This is a genomic window from Stenotrophomonas sp. EMP41 (genome assembly GCF_047495535.1).
In the GTDB taxonomy this organism is placed as follows: domain Bacteria; phylum Pseudomonadota; class Gammaproteobacteria; order Xanthomonadales; family Xanthomonadaceae; genus Stenotrophomonas; species Stenotrophomonas sepilia.
Genome location: NZ_CP179923.1, coordinates 2,252,540 through 2,271,647, shown reverse-complemented (window position 1 = coordinate 2,271,647; position 19,108 = coordinate 2,252,540). Strand labels below are relative to the sequence as shown.

General features: G+C 63.3%; 21 protein-coding genes. 14 read left to right on the top strand and 7 right to left on the bottom strand.

Features of this window, described 5'->3' with window-relative positions:
* Positions 1-237 precede the first annotated feature (237 nt).
* From ACMGRF_RS10470 to ACMGRF_RS10450, 5 genes are all read right to left on the bottom strand, one after another.
* The gene (locus ACMGRF_RS10470; protein WP_099495593.1) at positions 238-486 is read right to left on the bottom strand and encodes a hypothetical protein; all 249 of its coding nucleotides are present in this window, start codon (positions 484-486) and stop codon (positions 238-240) included.
* 113 nt (positions 487-599) lie between these two features.
* Positions 600-845 (bottom strand): hypothetical protein, encoded by a 246-nt coding sequence (locus tag ACMGRF_RS10465; protein WP_099486531.1) that lies wholly within the window; start codon positions 843-845, stop codon positions 600-602.
* A 123-nt stretch (positions 846-968) separates the two neighbouring features.
* Positions 969-1,238 (bottom strand): hypothetical protein, encoded by a 270-nt coding sequence (locus ACMGRF_RS10460; protein ID WP_005417254.1) that lies wholly within the window; start codon positions 1,236-1,238, stop codon positions 969-971.
* 103 nt (positions 1,239-1,341) lie between these two features.
* On the bottom strand, positions 1,342-1,818 hold the full coding sequence (locus ACMGRF_RS10455) for a hypothetical protein (protein WP_100478348.1): 477 nt from the start codon (positions 1,816-1,818) through the stop codon (positions 1,342-1,344).
* 92 nt (positions 1,819-1,910) lie between these two features.
* Entirely contained in the window at positions 1,911-3,149 is a 1,239-nt protein-coding gene (locus tag ACMGRF_RS10450) for an NADH:flavin oxidoreductase/NADH oxidase family protein (protein WP_414485206.1), read from the bottom strand.
* A gap of 88 nt (positions 3,150-3,237) precedes the next feature.
* Between ACMGRF_RS10450 and ACMGRF_RS10445 the strand changes: the two genes are divergently transcribed.
* Positions 3,238-3,717 carry a MerR family transcriptional regulator gene (locus ACMGRF_RS10445; protein ID WP_099486527.1) on the top strand — a complete coding sequence of 160 codons (480 nt, stop codon included), beginning with the start codon at positions 3,238-3,240 and terminating at the stop codon, positions 3,715-3,717.
* A 16-nt stretch (positions 3,718-3,733) separates the two neighbouring features.
* Here ACMGRF_RS10445 and ACMGRF_RS10440 read toward each other — a convergent pair whose 3' ends face one another.
* Both ACMGRF_RS10440 and ACMGRF_RS10435 read right to left on the bottom strand, forming a co-directional pair.
* Positions 3,734-4,945: an MFS transporter gene (locus tag ACMGRF_RS10440; RefSeq protein WP_100478346.1), complete on the bottom strand. Its 1,212-nt coding sequence runs from the start codon at positions 4,943-4,945 to the stop codon at positions 3,734-3,736.
* 127 nt (positions 4,946-5,072) lie between these two features.
* Positions 5,073-5,492 (bottom strand): phosphohydrolase, encoded by a 420-nt coding sequence (locus ACMGRF_RS10435; RefSeq protein ID WP_414485205.1) that lies wholly within the window; start codon positions 5,490-5,492, stop codon positions 5,073-5,075.
* Between the two features lie 130 nt (positions 5,493-5,622).
* Here ACMGRF_RS10435 and ACMGRF_RS10430 point away from each other — a divergent pair, with 130 nt between their 5' ends.
* The 13 genes from ACMGRF_RS10430 to ACMGRF_RS10370 all read left to right on the top strand — a co-directional run bounded on the left by ACMGRF_RS10430 (position 5,623) and on the right by ACMGRF_RS10370 (position 19,106).
* A complete protein-coding gene (locus ACMGRF_RS10430) occupies positions 5,623-5,880 on the top strand; it encodes a hypothetical protein (RefSeq protein ID WP_005417248.1) in 258 nt (85 codons plus the stop codon).
* Between the two features lie 35 nt (positions 5,881-5,915).
* On the top strand, positions 5,916-7,595 hold the full coding sequence (locus ACMGRF_RS10425) for a type IV secretory system conjugative DNA transfer family protein (protein WP_414485204.1): 1,680 nt from the start codon (positions 5,916-5,918) through the stop codon (positions 7,593-7,595).
* 424 nt (positions 7,596-8,019) lie between these two features.
* The gene (locus ACMGRF_RS10420; RefSeq protein ID WP_032954281.1) at positions 8,020-8,466 is read left to right on the top strand and encodes a hypothetical protein; all 447 of its coding nucleotides are present in this window, start codon (positions 8,020-8,022) and stop codon (positions 8,464-8,466) included.
* A gap of 89 nt (positions 8,467-8,555) precedes the next feature.
* Complete coding sequence (locus ACMGRF_RS10415; protein ID WP_414485203.1) at positions 8,556-9,641, top strand: VirB8/TrbF family protein; 1,086 nt, start codon at positions 8,556-8,558, stop codon at positions 9,639-9,641.
* Entirely contained in the window at positions 9,638-10,417 is a 780-nt protein-coding gene (locus tag ACMGRF_RS10410; RefSeq protein WP_014037652.1) for a TrbG/VirB9 family P-type conjugative transfer protein, read from the top strand. Before ACMGRF_RS10415 ends, ACMGRF_RS10410 begins: the two co-directional genes overlap by 4 nt.
* Positions 10,414-11,685, top strand: a complete 1,272-nt coding sequence (locus tag ACMGRF_RS10405; protein WP_099486523.1) for a TrbI/VirB10 family protein — start codon at positions 10,414-10,416, stop codon at positions 11,683-11,685. Before ACMGRF_RS10410 ends, ACMGRF_RS10405 begins: the two co-directional genes overlap by 4 nt.
* Before the next feature lie 14 nt (positions 11,686-11,699).
* Complete coding sequence (gene virB11, locus ACMGRF_RS10400; RefSeq protein WP_049471359.1) at positions 11,700-12,743, top strand: P-type DNA transfer ATPase VirB11; 1,044 nt, start codon at positions 11,700-11,702, stop codon at positions 12,741-12,743.
* Between the two features lie 3 nt (positions 12,744-12,746).
* The gene (locus tag ACMGRF_RS10395; protein ID WP_111190839.1) at positions 12,747-13,718 is read left to right on the top strand and encodes a lytic transglycosylase domain-containing protein; all 972 of its coding nucleotides are present in this window, start codon (positions 12,747-12,749) and stop codon (positions 13,716-13,718) included.
* A 73-nt stretch (positions 13,719-13,791) separates the two neighbouring features.
* Positions 13,792-14,202 carry a TrbC/VirB2 family protein gene (locus ACMGRF_RS10390; RefSeq protein ID WP_019660290.1) on the top strand — a complete coding sequence of 137 codons (411 nt, stop codon included), beginning with the start codon at positions 13,792-13,794 and terminating at the stop codon, positions 14,200-14,202.
* A complete protein-coding gene (locus ACMGRF_RS10385; protein WP_019660289.1) occupies positions 14,195-14,503 on the top strand; it encodes a type IV secretion system protein VirB3 in 309 nt (102 codons plus the stop codon). The genes ACMGRF_RS10390 and ACMGRF_RS10385 overlap by 8 nt, the downstream gene beginning before the upstream one ends.
* Before the next feature lie 81 nt (positions 14,504-14,584).
* On the top strand, positions 14,585-17,026 hold the full coding sequence (locus ACMGRF_RS10380) for a VirB4 family type IV secretion/conjugal transfer ATPase (protein WP_099486518.1): 2,442 nt from the start codon (positions 14,585-14,587) through the stop codon (positions 17,024-17,026).
* A 45-nt stretch (positions 17,027-17,071) separates the two neighbouring features.
* A complete protein-coding gene (locus ACMGRF_RS10375) occupies positions 17,072-17,869 on the top strand; it encodes a hypothetical protein (protein WP_223224833.1) in 798 nt (265 codons plus the stop codon).
* Positions 17,870-17,948: 79 nt separating this feature from the next.
* On the top strand, positions 17,949-19,106 hold the full coding sequence (locus ACMGRF_RS10370; protein ID WP_099486514.1) for a type IV secretion system protein: 1,158 nt from the start codon (positions 17,949-17,951) through the stop codon (positions 19,104-19,106).
* Positions 19,107-19,108: the final 2 nt, after the last annotated feature.

Below are 19,108 nucleotides of genomic sequence, written 5' to 3'. Positions count from 1 at the left end.
GCGACGCAGCGCGAAGGGAGGCGAAGCTGGCCCGACCGGCGGGTCTAGCCCTCACGACCTGACTGCGCGGCGAGCGCATCCCGGCCAGCCTCGGTGAGATCGATATCCCCGTCCTCTGCCTGTACCGCCCATCCGGCGGTCACCGCCCACGTTGCGGCATCGCCGCGCACCGGTTCCGCAGCGGCGATTGCCTGGAGTATTTTCCGCTGTTCCGCAGTCATTCCCACGTCGCGGCCCTCAGATACCCAGCAACGACGCCGGTTGCCAGTCCGACAGCCGGGCATGGCTGACCGGTTGATGGCAGCCGCACCCGCCGCAGCGGAACAATGCGCCACCTGGCAAGTGCACCAGATTGTCCTCACTGGCCGAGCTGGTCGATGTGCAATGCCGGCAGGTGACCGTGAGCGCGGTGATGCGCTGCACGCCCCCTGACAGATCGAACACGGCCTCGAACGCGCGAATGACAGGGAGGGCAGTGTCCGGCATCTGGATCTCGACAGGGTGGGGAGACCTCATCGTCGCGCGCCGGCTGTGATGGGTCAGTCAGCCAGGTGCATGGGCATGGTCAAGACGGCCACGGGAACCGGCAGCGCTCCCTTTCAGGGATCCTTTTTCTTTCCGCTCAGGTCCAGCGGCTTGTCACTGTTGCCGCGCTCGCTCGACCACACTTCCAGACCCCTGTTGCAACGGCTCTCGCGGGCAGCGACCTCTCGCGGCAGATCCTTCAGATGGGGTGACTCCTGGCAGGCCGGATGCATGGCGCTGTCGTCATAGGTGGCGCAGGCGCTGAGCGACGCCAGGGCGATGGCAGTGAGGGCGGCGCGGAATGAAGGCTGCAGGTTCATGGGTGGCCTCGGGTAATGCCAGGATGGCCATGGAATTCAAATCCGAGACGCCGGGCATGCACAATCGGACCCATTGCACTTGTTATTCTGTAACAAATGCGCGATGGTCTGGCCCCTGCTGGGTCAGGCGATGCAGATCATCAGCACCATGCACAGCGCCACCATCAGCACGAACACACGACGGCTCAGCGCCAGGCAGGCCAGATAGGCTGCGAGCGCCCAGGCAGCCAGCAGTGCGCAGGCCACCACCCACAGCCCGATCCCCATCATCGAATCGGCTGCCAACGCAGACAAGGCAATGGCCTTGGACAACGCCACCCCCAACACGCTGCCCAGCATGCCGGCCTGCAAGGCGATGGCATCGTGGCGGGCAGGTGCGCGAGGGTGGTGCATTGCGGGTCCGGTGCAGGCCGAGAAAACGGCGTCGGCTGCACTGTGCCCAAATGCACATCCACGAAATGTGTTCATCGCGCGCGAAGACCGCGATGAAGCCCGTTCAGTCGAACTCACCCTCGGCCGATTCCAGGCGCTGCCGGTACGCCGCGCGGTGCTGGTACAGGCGCTGGCACTCGGCCGACCTGTGGATGCGGCTGCCGGGTTCATTGGCCACCGAGTCGCACATCCGCGCGATGTGATTGTTCTCCGCCAGTTCGGTGACGAAGAACACGGCAGTGATGCCGGTGCCAAGCAGCACGACATACAGCAGACGGCTGAGCCAGCGTGACAATTTCCGCTCGAAGTGCTGCTGGATGGTCAGGTCGAAGCGGATGATGCTGAGCACGATCCAGACGATGGCGACCAGGAAGCAGAGCGTGGGCAGCAGGTCGCGCCAGATGCCTGCTTCGTAGACCGACTCGCTGTAATGGACCGCAGCCCCGGCACCTGCGATGGCAATGGCCAGCGCCCAGTTGCGGCCCAGTGAGAGCAGGTCATCGAGCAGCTTCTCGTAGTTCCTGGTTGGTCCTGCTGCCACGAGGGTTCCTTCTGCGTGTTGCGACTGGCGACGGGCTGCCGCCGATCGTGCAGATGGTGGAGCATCGATTCGGTGATGAGAAGCCTGCCCGCTCAGTATCCTCCTGCGCGTGCACCGATCCAGCGCCGGTAGCGGCGGGTTCGGCACTTTGCGGCCGCCTGTGCCAGCAGCAGTGCCCAGACGGGCGAAACACCCGGCGCCGTGGGCCGGAGCCTGCTCAGCCGCGTCAACTGGTACTTCACTGCGGCCATGTGCGCGCTGGCGGCCAATGGTTTGCTGCGCCAGTCGATGGTGCGCAGTGTCGGTACCGGGTCGCGGCCCTGCTGCCAGCGGTGTGGCAGATCCGGCTCGATCGCCAGCGCGGTGGCGATGCCGACCATGGCCACACCGCTGTCAAGTACCCGATCGGCCACGGCGCGACGGCGGATGCCACCGGTGACCATCAGCGGCATCGTTGCCACCGTGGCGATCTCACGCGCGAACTCGAGGAAGTAGGCCTCGCGGGCCAGGCTGCGCTGGTCGCGCGCGGCACCGGTCATGGCCGGTGCTTCGTAGCTGCCACCGGACAGTTCGACCAGGTCCACGCCGAGCGGCGCCAGCATTTCCACCACTGCGCGCGCATCCTCGGGCGAGAAGCCACCGCGCTGGAAATCGGCGGAATTGAGCTTCACGGCCACCGCGAACGTGGGCGGCACGGTGGCGCGCACCCCCTGCACGATCTCCAGCAGCAGGCGCGCACGGTTGTGCAGGCCGCCGCCCCAGCGGTCGTCGCGGCGGTTGGACAGCGGCGACAGGAACTGGCTGAGCAGGTAACCGTGCGCGGCATGGATCTGCACGCCACTGAACCCGGCGCGCTCGGCCAGCTCGGCGCTGCGGATGAAGCGGGCGATCACCTCTTCGATGTCCGCCTCGGTCATCGCCCGCGGCGGTGCGAACTGCCTGGACAGCGCGCCCATTTCCAGGGCGACGGCTGACGGCGCGAGTGCCGGTTGGCCGAGTGCGGCCGGCATCTGCCGCCCGGGATGGTTGATCTGCATCCACATCTGCGCGCCCCGTGAGCGTGCCGTTTCGGCCCAGGCGATGAAGCGGTCAAGGTGGCGATCATCTTCCAGTACCACGCCGCCGGGGCCGGTCATCGCGCGGCCATCGACCATCACGTTGCCGGTGATGATCAGTCCTGCGCCACCATCGGCCCAACGCTGGTAGAGCTGCAGCAGCGCAGCGGACGGCGCGTGGTCGGCGTCGGCCATGTTTTCCTCCATCGCGGCCTTGGCAATGCGGTTGCGGATGATGGCACCGGAGGGTAGTGCCAGGGGCGAGAACAGCGACATCGGACAGCTCCAAGACAGGGGAATGGCGCTACGCTAACCTTCAAGTTTTATTGAAGGTCAACAGGTCCCATGGCGAGGATTCAGGCAGATGAAGATCGGTGAGCTGGCCCGCCTCACGGGCCTCGCGGCGTCGCGCATTCGTTTCTATGAAGACGCGGGGCTGCTGGTGGTGCAGCGCCAGGCCAATGGCTACCGCGACTATCCGGAACAGGCGGTGCTGTTGCTGGAGTTGATCACGGGCGCGCAGCGTGCAGGCTTCAGCCTGGAAGAGATCCGCGCCCTGCTGCCACCGGACATGGGCCAGTGGCAGCATGAGGCGTTGATCACGATGCTGCAGCAGAAGGTGGCTGACATCGAAGCGTTGCAGCTGCGGTTGGCAGAGAGCCGGGCGCACCTGCTGGCCCTGATCGAGGACATCCAGGCGCGGCCGGACGGCATCGACTGTGCAGCCAATTCACGGCGGGTGCTGGACCGCGTGAAGCGCGGTGAGCTGGCGAGGCCGACCCTGGCGGCCGGCGATACAGCGTTGCTGCGACCGGATCGCCGTCGCCGCACAGGCAGCGACTGACGATCCGGCGCAATGTTCAGTGGCTGCCGGCGACGGCGGTCCTGCGCTTCCTGTCCAGCACCACCGCCGCGCACCACAGCAGCAGGCCGCCGATTGCGGTGGCTGCACCGACATAGCCGGTACTGGCCGGGCTGAAGCCGGCGCTGATCGCCATGCCGCCCAGCCACGGGCCGAGTGCGTTGGCAGTATTGAAAGCGGCGTGGTTGGAGGCCGCCGCCAGCGTCTGCGCTTCGCCGGCCACGTCCATCAGGCGCGTCTGCAGTACCGCCGCCAGCGCGCCCATGGTGCCGACCGTGATGATCATCGGGCCGATGGTCCACACCGACTGTGCGGCCAGCGGATACAGCAGCAGCATCACGATCGACCACAGCAGCACCACGGCGGCGGCCTTGAAATGGAACTTGTCCACCAGCCAGCCACCGGCGATGTTGCCGATGATCGCGCCGATGCCAAACACGCCCACTGCCAGCGGCATCCACGATTCGGCCACGCCGGTGACCTGCACGAGGGTGGGGGCGAGGTAGGTGAACACGCAGAACATGCCGGCGAAGCCGACCGCACCGATCGCCAGCGCCAGCCAGACCTGGGAGGTGTTGAAGGCGCGCAGTTCGCGCATCGGCGAGGTACGCACTTCGTCCGGGTCCGGCAGCAGGAAGCGCGCGATCATCGCCACCGTGGCAATGGCCAGCACGCTGACCAGGGCAAAGGCGGTGCGCCAGCTCAGCTGCTGGCCCAGCCAGGTGGTCAACGGGTTGCCGACCAGGATCGCGATCGACAGGCCCAGCAGCACCCGCGACATCGCCTGGCCGCGCTGGCCGGCAGGACTGATCGCAGCGGCCACCAGCATCGCAACGCCGAAGTAGGCGCCATGCGGCAGGCCGGCGACGAAGCGTGCCACCAGCATCGTGCCGTAGTTCGGTGCCAGCGCGCTGGCCAGGTTGCCGACCGCGTAGAAGCCCATCAGCGCCAGCAGCAGCTTGCGGCGCGGGAAGCTGGCACCCACGAAGGCGAGGATCGGGGCGCCGACCACCACGCCGATGGCGTAAGCGCTGATCAGGTGCCCGACCTGGGTTTCGGAAATCGACAGGCCGCGGCTGATCTCCAGCATCAGCCCCATGCTGGCAAATTCGCTGGTGCCGATGGCGAATCCACCCAGCGACAGGGCGAGGATGATCAGGGTGCGCTGGCGGGGCGTCAGCCGCGCAGCCAGGGAAGAGTTGGGGCTCATGCGGGGGCGCGATGGGGCGGGGGAGCCGTCCATTGTACTGCTGCACTGCAGCAGGAGCAGCAGTACTCAGGGCAAATCAGCGTTTGATCGGTGACACGCCAAACCTCCGCGTCGCCTCGCGGCCGGCTCAGATGCCCAGCGCCGCCCGGGCATGAGCGTATTTGTCGCGAAGGCGCCCTGCCGTGGTCCCGTCCAGCATCGCCAGCCGCTGTGGATCGGCGTTGTCATCCAGATCGGCGCGCTTCACTTTCAGTGCCAGCGGGTGGGCGGCAATGCGCGCGTAGTAGCTTTCCGCGTCAGGAGCTGCATCGCGGTTGAGCAGTTGCACCGCCTCGCGCAGCGGCGCCGGAAATACCTCGATCCGTGCGGCAAACGCCGGGCAGTCCTCGGCCACGTCATGCAGCCAGGCCACCACTTCGGCGTCATCGTCGCCGCGCACCGCGGCCGCCACCCGCGCCACATGGCCGATATAAGGCTGGCCGGCCTTGTCGATCTGCCCCGCGTGGGCCTCGGTGGCCAGCGTACGGGCGAGTGCTACCCAGTCCATTGCAGTCTCCTTGGATGTCCGCGCACAGTTTCGCGCAAAAGCCGCAGCGGTTGTGGATGCGCCCATGACGCTGCCACGGGCATGATGGCGGGGCAGGGGGCGCAGTGTTGCCCCGACAAGGAGGAATGCGATGCAGGAATTCAGGCATGTGCTGGAAACCCGAGGCCGCTATCAGCTGGTAGCGGTGTCCTACGAGCCGGTGTACGCTCCCGGCGATGTGGTCGGCCATGCGGTCGTCGCCGACGATGGGGATCGTCTGACCGACCTGATATCACTGGCCGAAGCGCGCCAACGCTTGCTGCAACTGGTGCGTGAAGAGGGCGAGGAGCCCGGGCTGGAAAACGAGAACCACCTGCGGAAGAAGGCGTCGCGCTGGCGCCACCGCTAGGCCGTCGCGCCGCGTGCGCATCATGGAGGATTCGGGTGTTGCCCAGTAAGAAGTATCTGCTCATCGCCATCATCACGCTGGCGACCCTGCTGCTCGGTTTCGTGTTTTCCGGCTATCTGACCCTGCTGTTCCTGGGGCTGGACACCCAGCTGTTCACCTGGAACATCTACTACCAGTACGTCCACGCCATCGGCCAACCGCAGGTCGCGCCCTTCGTGGGCAAGATCAAATGGGCTGGCTACGTGGGCTTCGGCCTGCCCCTGCTGGTGCTGCTGGTCGCCGGCCTGGTGCTGCTGCTGAAGAAGGACAAGCGCTCGCTGCACGGCGATGCACGCTTCGCCACCGGCGCCGACCTGGCCAAGCACGGCATGTTCAAGAAGACTGGCCAGAGCATCGTGGTCGGCAGCCATGGCGGCAAGCTGGTGCGCCTGGACGGCCAGCAGTTCGTGATCCTGGCCGCGCCGACCCGCTCGGGCAAGGGCGTGGGCGTGGTCATCCCGAACCTGCTGGAGTACGGCGAATCACTGGTCGTGCTGGACATCAAGCAGGAGAACTTCGACCTGACCAGCGGTTGGCGCGCCAGCCAGGGCCAGGAGATCTACCTGTTCAATCCCTTCGCCGAAGATCGGCGCACGCACCGCTGGAACCCGCTCAGCTACGTCTCCGATGATCCGGCCTTCCGGGTGTCGGACCTGATGAGCATCGCCGCGATGCTGTATCCGGACGGGGCCGAGGACCAGAAATTCTGGGTCAGCCAGGCGCGCAACGCGTTCATGGCCTTCACCCTGTACCTGTTCGAGAACTGGGACGACGAGCGCAGCAGCGGTTTCCCGGGCGGCGCCGGCACGCCCACGCTCGGTGCGGTGTACCGGCTGTCCTCCGGCGACGGCACCGACCTGAAGAAGTACCTCAAGACCCTGTCGGAGCGGCCGTTCCTCAGCGCCAATGCGCGTTCGGCATTCGCCAACATGTTGTCCCAGGCTGACGAGACCTTCGCCTCGATCCTGGGCACCTTCAAGGAACCGCTCAATCCCTGGATCAATCCGGTGCTGGACAAGGCCACCAGCTGCAACGACTTCCTGCTGACCGATGTCCGCAAGAAGAAGATGACCATCTATATCGGCATCCAGCCGAACAAGCTGGCCGAGAGCCGGTTGATCATCAACCTGTTCTTCAGCCAGCTGATCAACCTCAACACCAAGGAACTGCCCAAGTCCAACCCGGACCTGAAGTACCAGTGCCTGCTGCTGATGGACGAATTCACCTCGATCGGCAAAGTCGAGATCATCGCCTCGGCGGTGTCCTACATGGCCGGCTACAACATCCGGCTGCTGCCGATCATCCAGAGCATGTCCCAGCTCGATGCCACCTATGGGCGGGAGGTCTCGCGCACGATCATCACCAACCACGCCCTGCAGATCCTGTACGCGCCGCGTGAACAGCAGGATGCCAACGACTACTCGGACATGCTGGGCTACACCACGGTGCGCAGGAAGAACGTCACCCATGCCCGCGAGAAGACCCACAACTTCACCGAGGAACGGCGCGCGCTGATGCTGCCGCAGGAGCTGAAGGCGATGGGACCGGACATGGAGGTGTTCCTGTACGAGGGCATACCGCATCCGGTGAAGTGCGACAAGATCCGCTACTACAAGGACCGCTATTTCACTTCGAGGCTGCTGCCGAAGGTGGACGTTCCGATGCTGAACGTCTAATTCACGACGCTTAATTTGTGAAATTGATTCGTAGTTAAAAATGTGAATTCGTGATTTCGGTCAAGAATTTGGCATTTGTTCATGGATTTTCAGACTTGTCTGACATGGAATTGACGCGTGGTTGTGCGACCCTGTGCCTGTCGTCCAGAAGTGTGTGCTGGATGTCGGAGATGTAGCAGCAGGGTGGCCAGGAGTTTGTGCCATGGAAACAAGGATGGTTTCGACGTTGGTGAGGTATGCGGATGTGTTGTCGGCTGCGCCGATGGCCCCGCGACCTGGTTGGCAGCCTTTGGGCTGCAGGGGAGCCGGAGTGGGTGCGCTGCACACAGCGTGTCCCTCCGATTCCGGCGTGCGCGATGCAGCGCCGGACGACCAGGGGACCAATGCTCGGGACTGCTTTTTCGTACGTCAAAGTGAAGCCCGTATGAATCAGGCGTTTATCGCGAAAATGTCCATCGCCGCAGTGGCGGCGCTGATGGTGGCCGGTTGCGCCACCAAGTCCGCTCCGGATTTCGGAGGCCGCTGGAAGCCGGTCAACCGCTTTGCTGCGACGACGACCGAAATTCCGCTGTACTCCAGCTACGTCTACCAGGCCTCGCCGATGGATGGCACGCTCAAAGCCATGCTCGAGCGTTGGGCCAAGGATTCCGGGCGCACGCTGGACTACCGCCTCAGCTCGGATTTCACCCTGTATGGCGCAGTCTCGAACATCGACACCACCAACGCACAGCAGGCCGTGATCGATCTGACGGCGGCCTACGCGGCGCAGGGCATCTCCGTCTCCATCGTTGGCAACCAGATCGTTGTGCAGAGCGCTGGCTCGACGCCGACCGCGTCGGCACAGGGCGCTGATTCCAACAGCGGCACCTGAGTCCACCTCGAAATCATCGAACGTGCCGCTCCCCGCGCCTGTCGCAGGGGTGCCACGCCCATTGATGTTTCAGCAGTACGGAAGAATCCATGTTCCGCAAGAAGGATCCCGGCAATAGTCCCAAGGTCGAGCAGTCGGTCGCCAAGGCGGTCAGCTACGAGATCACCGTGGCCGACATGGCACGCCGCAGCGAGCGGCGCGCATGGTGGGTCGCCACAGGCTCGTTGCTGATGTCGCTCGCACTGGCAGGCGGCTACTACTACATGCTGCCGCTGAAGGAGAAGGTGCCGTTCCTGGTGATGGCCGATGCCTACACGGGTACGGCAACAGTCGCGCGCCTGAGTGGCACGTTCCAGGGCGAGACGATCACCACCAACGAAGCGATCAATCGCAGCAACGTCGCCCAGTACGTGCTCGCGCGCGAATCGTACGACTCGGCAGTGATGGGTCTGCGTGACTGGGAGCTGGTGTTCGTGATGTCCACCGATCCGGTGGCGCAGTCCATGCGCGTCCGCTATGCCGGCAACAATCCGCAGAACCCGTTCGTGATGTATGGCCGCGAACGCGCGATCCGGGTCAAGATCCTCAGCATCACGCCGCTTGGCGCAGAACCGAACGGCAGCTTCCGCGGCGCTTCGGTGCGCATCCAGCGCAGCCTGCTGGACAAGCGCACCGGCGTCTCTACCTACCTGGACAACCAGCTGGTGACGATGCGCTTCGAGTACAACCAGAACCTGGCGCTGTCCGAACAGGATCGTATCCTCAATCCGCTGGCGTTCCAGGTCACCGAGTACCGTGTCGACAACGACTACTCGCGTGGCGTGCCGGTACCGGATGACGGCGCCATGCAGGCGCAGGCGCAGCAGGCCGCTCAGGCGGCGCAGCAGGCGCAGGGCGTCTACGATCCGAACAATCCGGCCGCGGCCACCATGATCGATCCGGCCACCGGCCAGCCGGTCGCGGCTCCGGCCAACGGCCAGGTGCCGGGCCAGCCCGTACAGGGTCAACCCATGCCGGGTCAGCCGGTGCAGGGGCAAGCAATGCCGGGTCAGCCGGTGCAGGGTCAGCCGGTGCAGGGGCAAGCAATGCCGGGGCAGGCCATGCCCGGACAGCCGGCCATGAGGCCGGCGCAGAACAATTCCACCGGAACTGCTGATGGAGCAAGCAACCGATGAGTAGTCGAAATATCAGGGGAAGCGCGCTGGCGCTGCTGTCGATGTTGTCGTTGCTGTTCTCAGCAGCGGCGATGGCGCAGGCGGTTGACCACTACGAGTACGAGAAGGACCGCATCTATCCGGTTCGAACCGGCCTGGGCCTGACCACCCAGATCGAGTTGAGCCCGAACGAGAAGATCCTCGACTACAGCACCGGCTTCAGCAGCGGCTGGGAACTGACCCGCCGCGAGAACGTGTTCTACCTCAAGCCGAAGAACGTCGACGTCGACACCAACATGATGGTGCGCACCGAGACCCATTCCTACATCTTCGAGCTGAAGGTGGTGGCCACCGACTGGCGCCAGCTGGAGCAGGCCCGCCGTGCAGGCGTGCAGTACAAGATCGCCTTCGTCTATCCCAACGACACGGTGTTCGGCGTCGCCCAGGAAGCGGTCGAGGAAGAGGCCAAGCCGTTGTTGAGCTCGGAGCTGGCCAAGGACCGGCAGTACAACTTCAACTACTCCTACTCGACCAGCAAGGCGAAGAAGATGGGGTGGCTGATCCCGGTCAACGCCTACGACGATGGTCGTTTCACATACCTGAAACTGCCGAATTCGCCGGAGTACAAGACCGGCATCTTCCCGGCCGTGTTTGGTCGTGAAACGGAATACGGTGAAGACTTTGTGGTCAACACCACGGTTGAAGGCAATACGCTGATCGTGCACGGGACGCACCCGTACCTGGTCATCCGCCACGGCGACTTCGTCGTCGGCCTGCGAAGGAACGTGAAGAAATGAGCCAGCAGAACACTCCCGGAAACGACCCGAACAACGGACGCGACGAGAGCCAGAGCCCGTACGGCGCACAGGGTGCCGCGGACGCGCCGTCGAATCCCTATTTCGGCACGGCCCAGGCCGAGCCGGCGCCGGATCTGGACGCGGCCGCGCCGCAGCTGCGCTCGGCCGAAGAGCAGCGGCTGAACCGCAAGGCGCTGCTGTTCCTCGGTGGCATCGTGCTGCTGTTGGTGGCCATGGGCTTCCTGCTGTTCCGCAAGGGCCAGGATGACAAGGACGCTGCACAGAAGGTGCCGGAAGTCGCGCGTGTGTCCACGCCGACGCTGCCGGACGCTGTGCAGACGGATCCGGTTCCGTCCCAGGCGATGCAGCCCGTTGACCCGATTCCGATGCTGCCGCCGCTGCCGCCGCAGGAAAGCAACGCCATTTCGCCGGGGATGCTGGGCTCGCGTCAGGAACGTGAAGTCGAGCGTGGCCCGTCGCTGCTCGATCGCCGCATTGCCGGTTCTGGTGGCGGCGTGGGCGGCATGAGTGAAGGGCAGGGCCAGGCTGGCGGGGCTCCTTCATCCTACGAGCAGGCCATGCTCGCCACGCTGCAGGCGCAGAACGGCAACACCGCACCCGCAAAGGTTCGCCGCGGCCCGGACGTCGAAGATGTCTCCAGCGCCAGCTACATCCGTAGCCCTGATGCGCTGCTGGTGCGTGGCACCTACCTGCGTTGCGTGCTGGAAACCCGCATCATCACCGACCTCGCCGGCTACACCTCGTGCCTGCTGACCGAACCGGTGTATTCAATCAACGGTCGCAGCCTGCTGCTGCCGAAGGGCTCCAAGATCTACGGTGCCTATGGCGGTGGACCTACTGGCAAGCGTGTGGAAGTGATCTGGGATCGCATCACTACCCCGAACGGAATCGACGTTGCGATGTCCAGCCCGGGCGTGGATCAGCTGGGTGGCGCCGGTCATCCGGGCCAATACAGCGCACACTGGGGCAGCCGTATCGCCTCGGCGCTGATGATCAGCCTGATTTCCGATGCCTTCAAGTATGCGGCCGCAGAGCACGGCCCGGAGACCACCACCATCGCGAACAATGGCATGACGGTGCAGTCGCCCTATGAAAGCGCCACCGCCCGCACGATGGAGCGCCTGGCCAACGAGGCACTCAGCAGCACCCGTCGTCCGCCGACCGTCACCATCAACCAGGGCACGATCGTGAACGTCTACGTTGCAAAGGACGTTGACTTCACCAATGTGCTGAATCCCCGCCGGTAACCCAACGAACGATCATGGACGCCGAAGTGTCACCCCTCGCCCTCGTCTCCAGCGATTTCCTGCGCTATCAGTATGAAGTGCTGGGCATCGCCGAGTACATGACTTCTCCGGAAGTGACGGAAATCTGCATCAACCGTCCCGGCGAGCTGTACCTGGAAACCCGGGCGGGGTGGCAGCGGGTGGACGTGCCGAGCCTGACCTTCGAGCGGGCCCGGCAGTTCTGCACGGCAGTGGTGAACGAGAGCAACACCGGCCAGCGCATCACCGATGCCGATCCGGTGGTGTCGCTCACGTTCCCCACCGGCCAGCGTGCGCAGTTTGTGATTCCGCCGGCCTGTGACGCGGGGAAGGTGTCGATCACCATCCGTTTGCCGTCCAAGCACACCAAGTCGCTCAGCCAGTATCACGAGGATGGTTTCTTCAACCAGATCCTGGAAAGCGATGGCAGCATCAGCGAGCAGGATCGTGAGCTGCTGGAGCTGCGCCATTCGCGCGAGTACGCCGAGTTCTTCCGGCGTGCGGTGATGTACCGCAAGAACATCGTGGTATCCGGTGCGACCGGTAGCGGCAAGACCACCTTCATGAAGGCCTTGGTCAACCATATCCCGGACAACGAGCGCCTGGTCACCATTGAGGACGCGCGCGAGCTGTTCCTGACCCAGCCCAACGTCGTGCACCTGCTGTATTCCAAGGGTGGACAAAGCACCAGCAATGTCAGCGCCAAGAGCTGCATGGAAGCCTGCCTGCGCATGAAGCCCGAGCGCATCATCCTGGCCGAGCTGCGCGGTGACGAAGCGTTCTACTTCATCCGCAACTGCGCGTCCGGCCACCCGGGCTCGATCACCAGCTGCCATGCCGGCAGCCCGGAGCAGACCTGGGACCAGCTGGCGCTTATGGTGAAGGCTTCAGCCGAAGGTTCGGGCCTGGAGTTCAACGTGATCAAGCGGCTGTTGATGATGACCATCGACATCGTTGTGCATATCAAGGCGCATGCCGGCTCGCGCTACATCACCGGCATCGACTTTAATCCTGGGCGTGCCCAGGGGCAGGAGGGCTGAGGGATGCTGCCAGGACTGGAAATGATGGCGTGCCCGGAGATGGCCGTGTCGATGGATGTGATGCAGCACGTCATCAACGTCGAATCGTCGCGCAATCCCTATGCCATCGGCGTGGTGGGCGGTGCACTGGTGCGCCAGCCCAAGGCCTTGGATGAAGCGCTAGCGACGGTGCGCATGCTGGAAGAGAAGGGCTACAACTTCTCGATCGGGCTGGCCCAGGTCAATCGCTACAACCTGGGCAAATACGGGCTGGATTCCTACGAGAAGGCCTTCCAGCAGTGCCCGAACCTGCAGGCCGGTTCGCGCATCCTCGCCGAGTGCTACAAGCGCTCCGGTGGTGACTGGGGCAAGTCGTTCAGCTGTTACTACTCGGGCAATTTCGAGACTGGCTTCCGTCACGGCTACGTGCAGAAGATCTACGACTCGATGCGCCGCGGCCAGCAGGTCGCCAGCAATGGTGTCGCACCGATCGACGTGGTCAGTCGGGGGGAGCGCCGCGCGGTGAAAGTCGAGCATCACCCGCAGCTGGCTTCGCCGGCGCAGGCGCGCATCGTTGCTCAATCCAATGGCCCCGTGTACGTGCCGTCGGAAGATCCCGCACGCGCCTATGTCGTGTACCCGTCCACCGGAGCGATGGCGCGGGGCAGCCTGCTGAACATCGCCGACCAGGCACTGTCCAAGGTGGTACTGGGTTCGGTGGATCGGATGATGCAGCCGCAGGCGCAGCCGGCCCAGGCGGGCGCCTATCCGCAGCAGCAGGCCGGCGGCATGCCACAGCAGGGCCCCGCACAGGCGATGGCCATGCCGCAGCAATTGCCGGGCGCGGCTGGCGTCGGCAACGAAGGACCGGTGATGTTGCGCCCCTGGAGCGAGCGTAACCAGCCTGTGGCCGGTACCGACAATTCGTACAACGCGCCGGTGCAGGCCGCACCGGTGCAGCAGATTCCCGCAGGGGATGCGGCCTTCGTGTTCTGACGAAGTCGTGGTGCGGCCAGTCCCCCGGCTGGTCGATTCAGTTGTGTTAGTCCATCAACAAGGAAATCAATCCATGAAGCGATCCAATCTCGACCTCGTCCAGGCCCAGCGCACGCTGAAGACCCTGCTGATGGCCACGATCTTCGTCGGCGCCATGTTCGCCCCGCAGGTCTTCGCCAACGGTGCCGTCGACTTCGGCGGCACCGACAAGAAGGTGTGCGGCTTCTTCAACAACATCAACGGCCTGCTGAACATCGCCTCGATCGCCGTGGTCACCATCGCGGTGATCTTCGCCGGTTATCAGATCGCCTTCGCGCACAAGCGCATCGCCGACGTTGCACCGATCCTGATCGGCGGCGTGCTGATCGGCGCTGCGGGCCAGATCGCGCGCATGCTGCTGGGTGACGGCAGCGACGGCAAGTGCGGTGGCGGCAGCAGCACCTACTACCTGATCAACAACGCAATCCAGTACTACAGTGCATAAGAACGTCGTGTTCCGCGGCTGCACGCGCCCAGCAATGTTCCTGGGCGTGCCCTACCTGCCATTTTTCATGGTGGCAGGCGGGTTGCTGCTGCTCAGCATGTACACGAACTTCTGGTTCCTGCTCACCATCCCGGTGGCGGTCTTCATCATGCGACAGATGGCCAAGCGTGACGAAATGATCTTCCGCCTGTTGGGCCTGCGCCTGATGTTCAAGCTGAAAGTCCGCAACGTGCAGGAACACGATGGCATGTGGGTGTTCAACCCCAACCATTACCGCGACAAGCCGGCCCGAATGGATTGAGGTCCGGATCCGGCCCGGCGGGCGTCCGCGCCCGCCGGGTCCTTTGTAACTCCTTGGCACTACCTCTTTGGAAGCAGTCGTATGTTCAGCCCTGACACCTCCATCAGTGAGTTCATCCCGTTGTCGTCGCACGTCGCCCCGAACGTGGTCAAGACCACGGGCGGCGACTACCTGCTGACCTGGCATCTGGAAGGGCTGCCGTTCGTGGGCCGTGAGGAATGGGAGCTTGAGCATCGCCATAACACGTTCAACCGCCTGCTGCAGACGCTGCGTGCACCCGACTTCGTGAACGTGGCGTTCTGGGTGCATGACATCCGTCGTCGCCGCACGCTGAAGGGCAAGAGCAACTACAAGCAGCGCTTCAACCAGGACGTGTCCGACCAGTACATGGGCATGCTGTCCTCGCAGCGCATCATGCAGAACGAGCTGTACCTGACCATGATCTATCGCCCCGTGGTGGCGGGTAAGCGCTTCGTCGAAAAGTCGGCGAACGTGGACAAGCTGCGCGCGGAGCAGGAGCAGGCAGTCGAAAAGCTGATGGAACTGGCCGGCAACGTCGAGGCCGTCATCCGAGACTATGCGCCGTATCGCCTGGGCATGTACGAGGCCAAGAACGGCGTGGTGTTCTCGGAAACGCTGGAGCTGTTCGGTTACCTGATCAATCGCATCGACGAACCGGTGCCGGTGCTGTCGGCGCCAATCAAGGATTACCTGCCGGTCAGCCGCCATATGTTCTCGGCCAAGACCGGTGACTTCGTCATCAATACCCCCAACGGTGCCAACCACTTCGGCGCCATCCTGAACATCAAGGAGTATGCCGAGGGCACTTACCCGGGCATTCTCAACGGCCTGAAGTACCTGGACTACGAGTACGTCATCACCCATTCGTTCAGCCCGATGGGGCGTCAGGACGCGCTCAAGGTGCTCGACCGCACCAAGGGCATGATGATCTCCTCCGGTGACAAGGCAGTCAGCCAGATCGTCGAGCTGGACCAGGCGATGGACCAGCTGTCGTCGGGCAATTTCGTGCTGGGCGAGTACCACTTCATCATGACGGTCTACGGCGACAGCCAGGCCAAACTGTCGCAGAACGTGGCCACGACGCGCGCCGAGCTGTCCAATGCGGGTTTCGTGTCGACCAAGGAAGACCTGGCGGTCACCTCGTCCTTCTACTCGCAGCTGCCGGCCAACTGGCGCTATCGCACCCGCCTGGCCAATGTCAGCTCGCTGAACTTCCTGGGCCTGTCGCCGCTGCACAACTTCGCGACCGGCAAGCAGCACAATAACCCGTGGGGCGACTGCGTCACCACGCTGCAGACCACCAACGGCCAGCCGTACTATTTCAATTTCCACGCGACCCATCCGTCGGAGAACTCGCTGGGCGAGAAGGCGATCGCCAACACCATGGTGATCGGCAAGTCCGGTACCGGTAAGACCGCGCTGATCAACTTCCTCCTCAGCCAGGTGCAGAAGTACGAGCCGTCGCCGACCATCTTCTTCTTCGACAAAGATCGTGGTGCGGAGATCTTCGTCCGTGCCTGCGGTGGCAACTATCTGGCCCTGGAGAACGGCGCGCCGACCGGCTTCAACCCGTTTCAGTGCGAGAACAATGAAGCCAACGTGCAGTTCCTGGCCGACCTGATCAAGGTGCTGGCCGGCAAGCGTGAGTACAGCGCCCGCGAGGAAGAGGACATCTACCGCGCAGTGGAAAGCATGCTCGATACGCCGATGCACCTGCGCAGCATGACCAACTTCCAGAAGAGCCTGCCCAACATGGGCGACGATGGGCTCTACGCGCGCATGCGCCGCTGGACCTCGGGCAATTCGCTGGGCTGGGTGTTCGACAATCCGGTCGACACCGTTGATCTGAGCAAGGCCAACATCATCGGCTTCGACTACACCGACATCATCGACAACCCCGAAGTGCGCGTGCCGGTCATCAATTACCTGCTGCACCGCCTGGAGTCGCTGATCGATGGTCGTCCGCTGATCTACGTGATGGACGAATTCTGGAAGATCCTGGACGGCGAGGGTGGCCTGAAGGAATTCGCGAAGAACAAGCAGAAGACCATCCGTAAGCAGAATGGCCTCGGCATCTTCGCAACGCAGAGCCCGGAAGATGCACTGAAGAGTGATATCTCCGCCGCCCTGATCGAACAGACCGCCACCCTGATCCTGCTGCCGAACCCGAATGCCAGCAAGAGCGATTACATGGACGGCCTGAAGCTGACCGAGGCCGAGTTCAGGGTGGTTACCGCCCTGGACGAGCGCTCGCGCTGCTTCCTGGTCAAGCAGGGCCATGCGTCCAGCGTCTGCCAGCTCAACCTGCGTGGCATGGACGACATCCTGTCGGTGATCTCGGCGTCGACCGACAACATCGACATCATGCATCGAGTGTTGCAGACGGCTGCAGTCCGCAATCGGATCACCGTGGACGAGCTCACGCCGGAACAGTGGTTGGAAGATTTCTACAAGAATCGAAAGGGTTCGGGAAAGACGGCGAGTACTGAAGCCGTGGCATGAGTCGGGTGTCCCGACGCTCTTGAACGACCGACTATGGAGATGATGATGAACAGTCTGAGCAAGAACAGGAAGAAGGCCGGTATGCCGCGCAGCACTCGACTGAGCGCGTTGGCATTGGGCGCCGTTATGTCGTTGGCAACCACGACGGCGAACGCAGGCTGGCCGGTGTTCGATTACTCGAACCTGCTGCAGGCCATCTATGAGTACAAGAACTCGATCACCAGTTACGCGGCCGACGCGGCCGAATATGCCGAGCAGGCAGAGCGCTGGAAAAGGACGCTGGACCAGTACGCTCAGGCACTGGTAAAGGTGCAGGCACAGATGCGGAAGATTGGCCTGCCGGAGGGACAGCCGTTGGTACCCGTGCCTGCGGACTATCTGGTGGCGGAAACCTGTGGCAGCAAGAGCAGTTTCTCGCCCGGCGATCTTTTCAAGAGTCTTGTGTTCAATCCGACCGGTGACATGAAGGAGCAGCAGACCCAGATCTGCGTGAACATCCGCATGATGCAGAATCGCAAGTACAACGATTCGGTCATGTTCCTCGCGCAGTCCATTCCCCAGATGGAGTCGGGCCTGAAGGAAATTTTCGATCTGCGCATCCTCAGCAATGATCAGGGTAACGTCCAGGGTTCGGACAGCGAAGCGACCCGCATGGCCAACAACCTGGAAGTGGCAGCGCAAAGCTGGGAAGGACGCATGCGTTCTTACGATGCCTACATTGAAGTCATGGAAGCCAACCAGAAGATCGTGGCACAGGCGGCGCTCAAGGGTGATCCCACCAAGACCCTTGCGAGCGATCTGGTGAAGACCGTCGCGCTGAAGACGGCACTGTCCATCGATTAAGGCAGGCGGTGGGGTGGGCGGAGCAAGTGCATGGGCGCCGCCACCGGTGCAAAAGCAGTATTACCAAGGGATTGCAGGAATGACGATCAGGTCGATTGCCAACTTTGATTTTTCGGGCGGGTTCCAGGATCTGATGGAGCACGCTGTGCGTATCCAGTCGATCGGCGACTTCGTGTTCTTCAAGCTGATTCTTGACTACCTCCGCGACAGGATTGGCAAGTTCGGCTTCCATTTGATGGAGAACATGATGACGTGGGTCGGCGGCATCGCGCTGACCCTGATGACCCTGTGGGTGCTGGTGCAGGGCTATCGGATCGTCACCGGCCGCAGCCGGGATTCGATGATGATCCTGGTGACCAACATGGCGCGCGCCGCCCTGATCGTGGCGGTGGCGACGAGCATGGGCATGTTCGGCCGCGACCTCCATGAATTCCTGACGGAAGACGTGAAGGGGCTGATCACGCACGTTGTGACCGGCAAGGACGAGAAGCCCGAGGCGCAGATCGACAAGAGCCTTGCCTGGATGCAGGTGGCGTTGTCCAGCATCGATGGCATCAAGATTCTCAATGATCCCGAGCTGCAGGCTGACAAGACCCGCGCGATGTGGTTCATCGGCCTGGGCACGGGTGGCCCTGCGGTGACGGCAGGTTCAATGTTGCTGCTGTATGAGGTCGCCATGGCCCTGTTCATCGGCTTGGGACCACTGTTCATTCTTTGCCTTCTGTTCGACCAGACCAAGCAGCTGTTCCAACGATGGCTGTTCTACGGCATTGGAACCATGTTCTCCATGGCGGTGCTGGCGGCGATGGTCTCGATCGCGCTGGACATGGTGATCCGCGTGTCGGCTTCGTTCTGGATGACGGCGCTTGTAAACAAGTTCCCACTCATGGGCGCGTCCAGTGACGGTATGACCAGTCAGGCGATGCAGCAGGGCGGCATGGGATTGATCCTGACGACCTTGATTCTGACTGCGCCCCCAATGGCGGCCATGTTCTTCCAGGGCACCTTGGGCAGCTTCATGGCATATTCGCAGATAGGTGGCAGCCCGGTTGCACAGGCGCCGGGGCCCAGCGGGCAGCCGCCGGGTAGTTACTACACGCCAGCGACGCCAGAGAAGGGACGAACTGTCGACTCCGGTGACTACAGTAGTCAGTCAACAAGCCGCATGACATTGCCGCAGTCGGATGCGACAAAGATTGCGGAAACTGGCCAGCGAGCTGCTCATCCTGGTAGATAGTG

Coding starts and splice junctions, on each gene's coding strand:
- ACMGRF_RS10470 (WP_099495593.1), bottom strand. CDS start 486: ATGCCGGACACTGCCCTCCCTGTCATTCGCGCGTTCGAGGCCGTGTTC.
- ACMGRF_RS10465 (WP_099486531.1), bottom strand. CDS start 845: ATGAACCTGCAGCCTTCATTCCGCGCCGCCCTCACTGCCATCGCCCTG.
- ACMGRF_RS10460 (WP_005417254.1), bottom strand. CDS start 1,238: ATGCACCACCCTCGCGCACCTGCCCGCCACGATGCCATCGCCTTGCAG.
- ACMGRF_RS10450 (WP_414485206.1), bottom strand. CDS start 3,149: ATGTCGCTGTTCTCGCCCCTGGCACTACCCTCCGGTGCCATCATCCGC.
- ACMGRF_RS10445 (WP_099486527.1), top strand. CDS start 3,238: ATGAAGATCGGTGAGCTGGCCCGCCTCACGGGCCTCGCGGCGTCGCGC.
- ACMGRF_RS10440 (WP_100478346.1), bottom strand. CDS start 4,945: ATGAGCCCCAACTCTTCCCTGGCTGCGCGGCTGACGCCCCGCCAGCGC.
- ACMGRF_RS10435 (WP_414485205.1), bottom strand. CDS start 5,492: ATGGACTGGGTAGCACTCGCCCGTACGCTGGCCACCGAGGCCCACGCG.
- ACMGRF_RS10430 (WP_005417248.1), top strand. CDS start 5,623: ATGCAGGAATTCAGGCATGTGCTGGAAACCCGAGGCCGCTATCAGCTG.
- ACMGRF_RS10420 (WP_032954281.1), top strand. CDS start 8,020: ATGAATCAGGCGTTTATCGCGAAAATGTCCATCGCCGCAGTGGCGGCG.
- ACMGRF_RS10415 (WP_414485203.1), top strand. CDS start 8,556: ATGTTCCGCAAGAAGGATCCCGGCAATAGTCCCAAGGTCGAGCAGTCG.
- ACMGRF_RS10410 (WP_014037652.1), top strand. CDS start 9,638: ATGAGTAGTCGAAATATCAGGGGAAGCGCGCTGGCGCTGCTGTCGATG.
- ACMGRF_RS10405 (WP_099486523.1), top strand. CDS start 10,414: ATGAGCCAGCAGAACACTCCCGGAAACGACCCGAACAACGGACGCGAC.
- virB11 (WP_049471359.1), top strand. CDS start 11,700: ATGGACGCCGAAGTGTCACCCCTCGCCCTCGTCTCCAGCGATTTCCTG.
- ACMGRF_RS10395 (WP_111190839.1), top strand. CDS start 12,747: ATGCTGCCAGGACTGGAAATGATGGCGTGCCCGGAGATGGCCGTGTCG.
- ACMGRF_RS10390 (WP_019660290.1), top strand. CDS start 13,792: ATGAAGCGATCCAATCTCGACCTCGTCCAGGCCCAGCGCACGCTGAAG.
- ACMGRF_RS10380 (WP_099486518.1), top strand. CDS start 14,585: ATGTTCAGCCCTGACACCTCCATCAGTGAGTTCATCCCGTTGTCGTCG.
- ACMGRF_RS10375 (WP_223224833.1), top strand. CDS start 17,072: ATGAACAGTCTGAGCAAGAACAGGAAGAAGGCCGGTATGCCGCGCAGC.
- ACMGRF_RS10370 (WP_099486514.1), top strand. CDS start 17,949: ATGACGATCAGGTCGATTGCCAACTTTGATTTTTCGGGCGGGTTCCAG.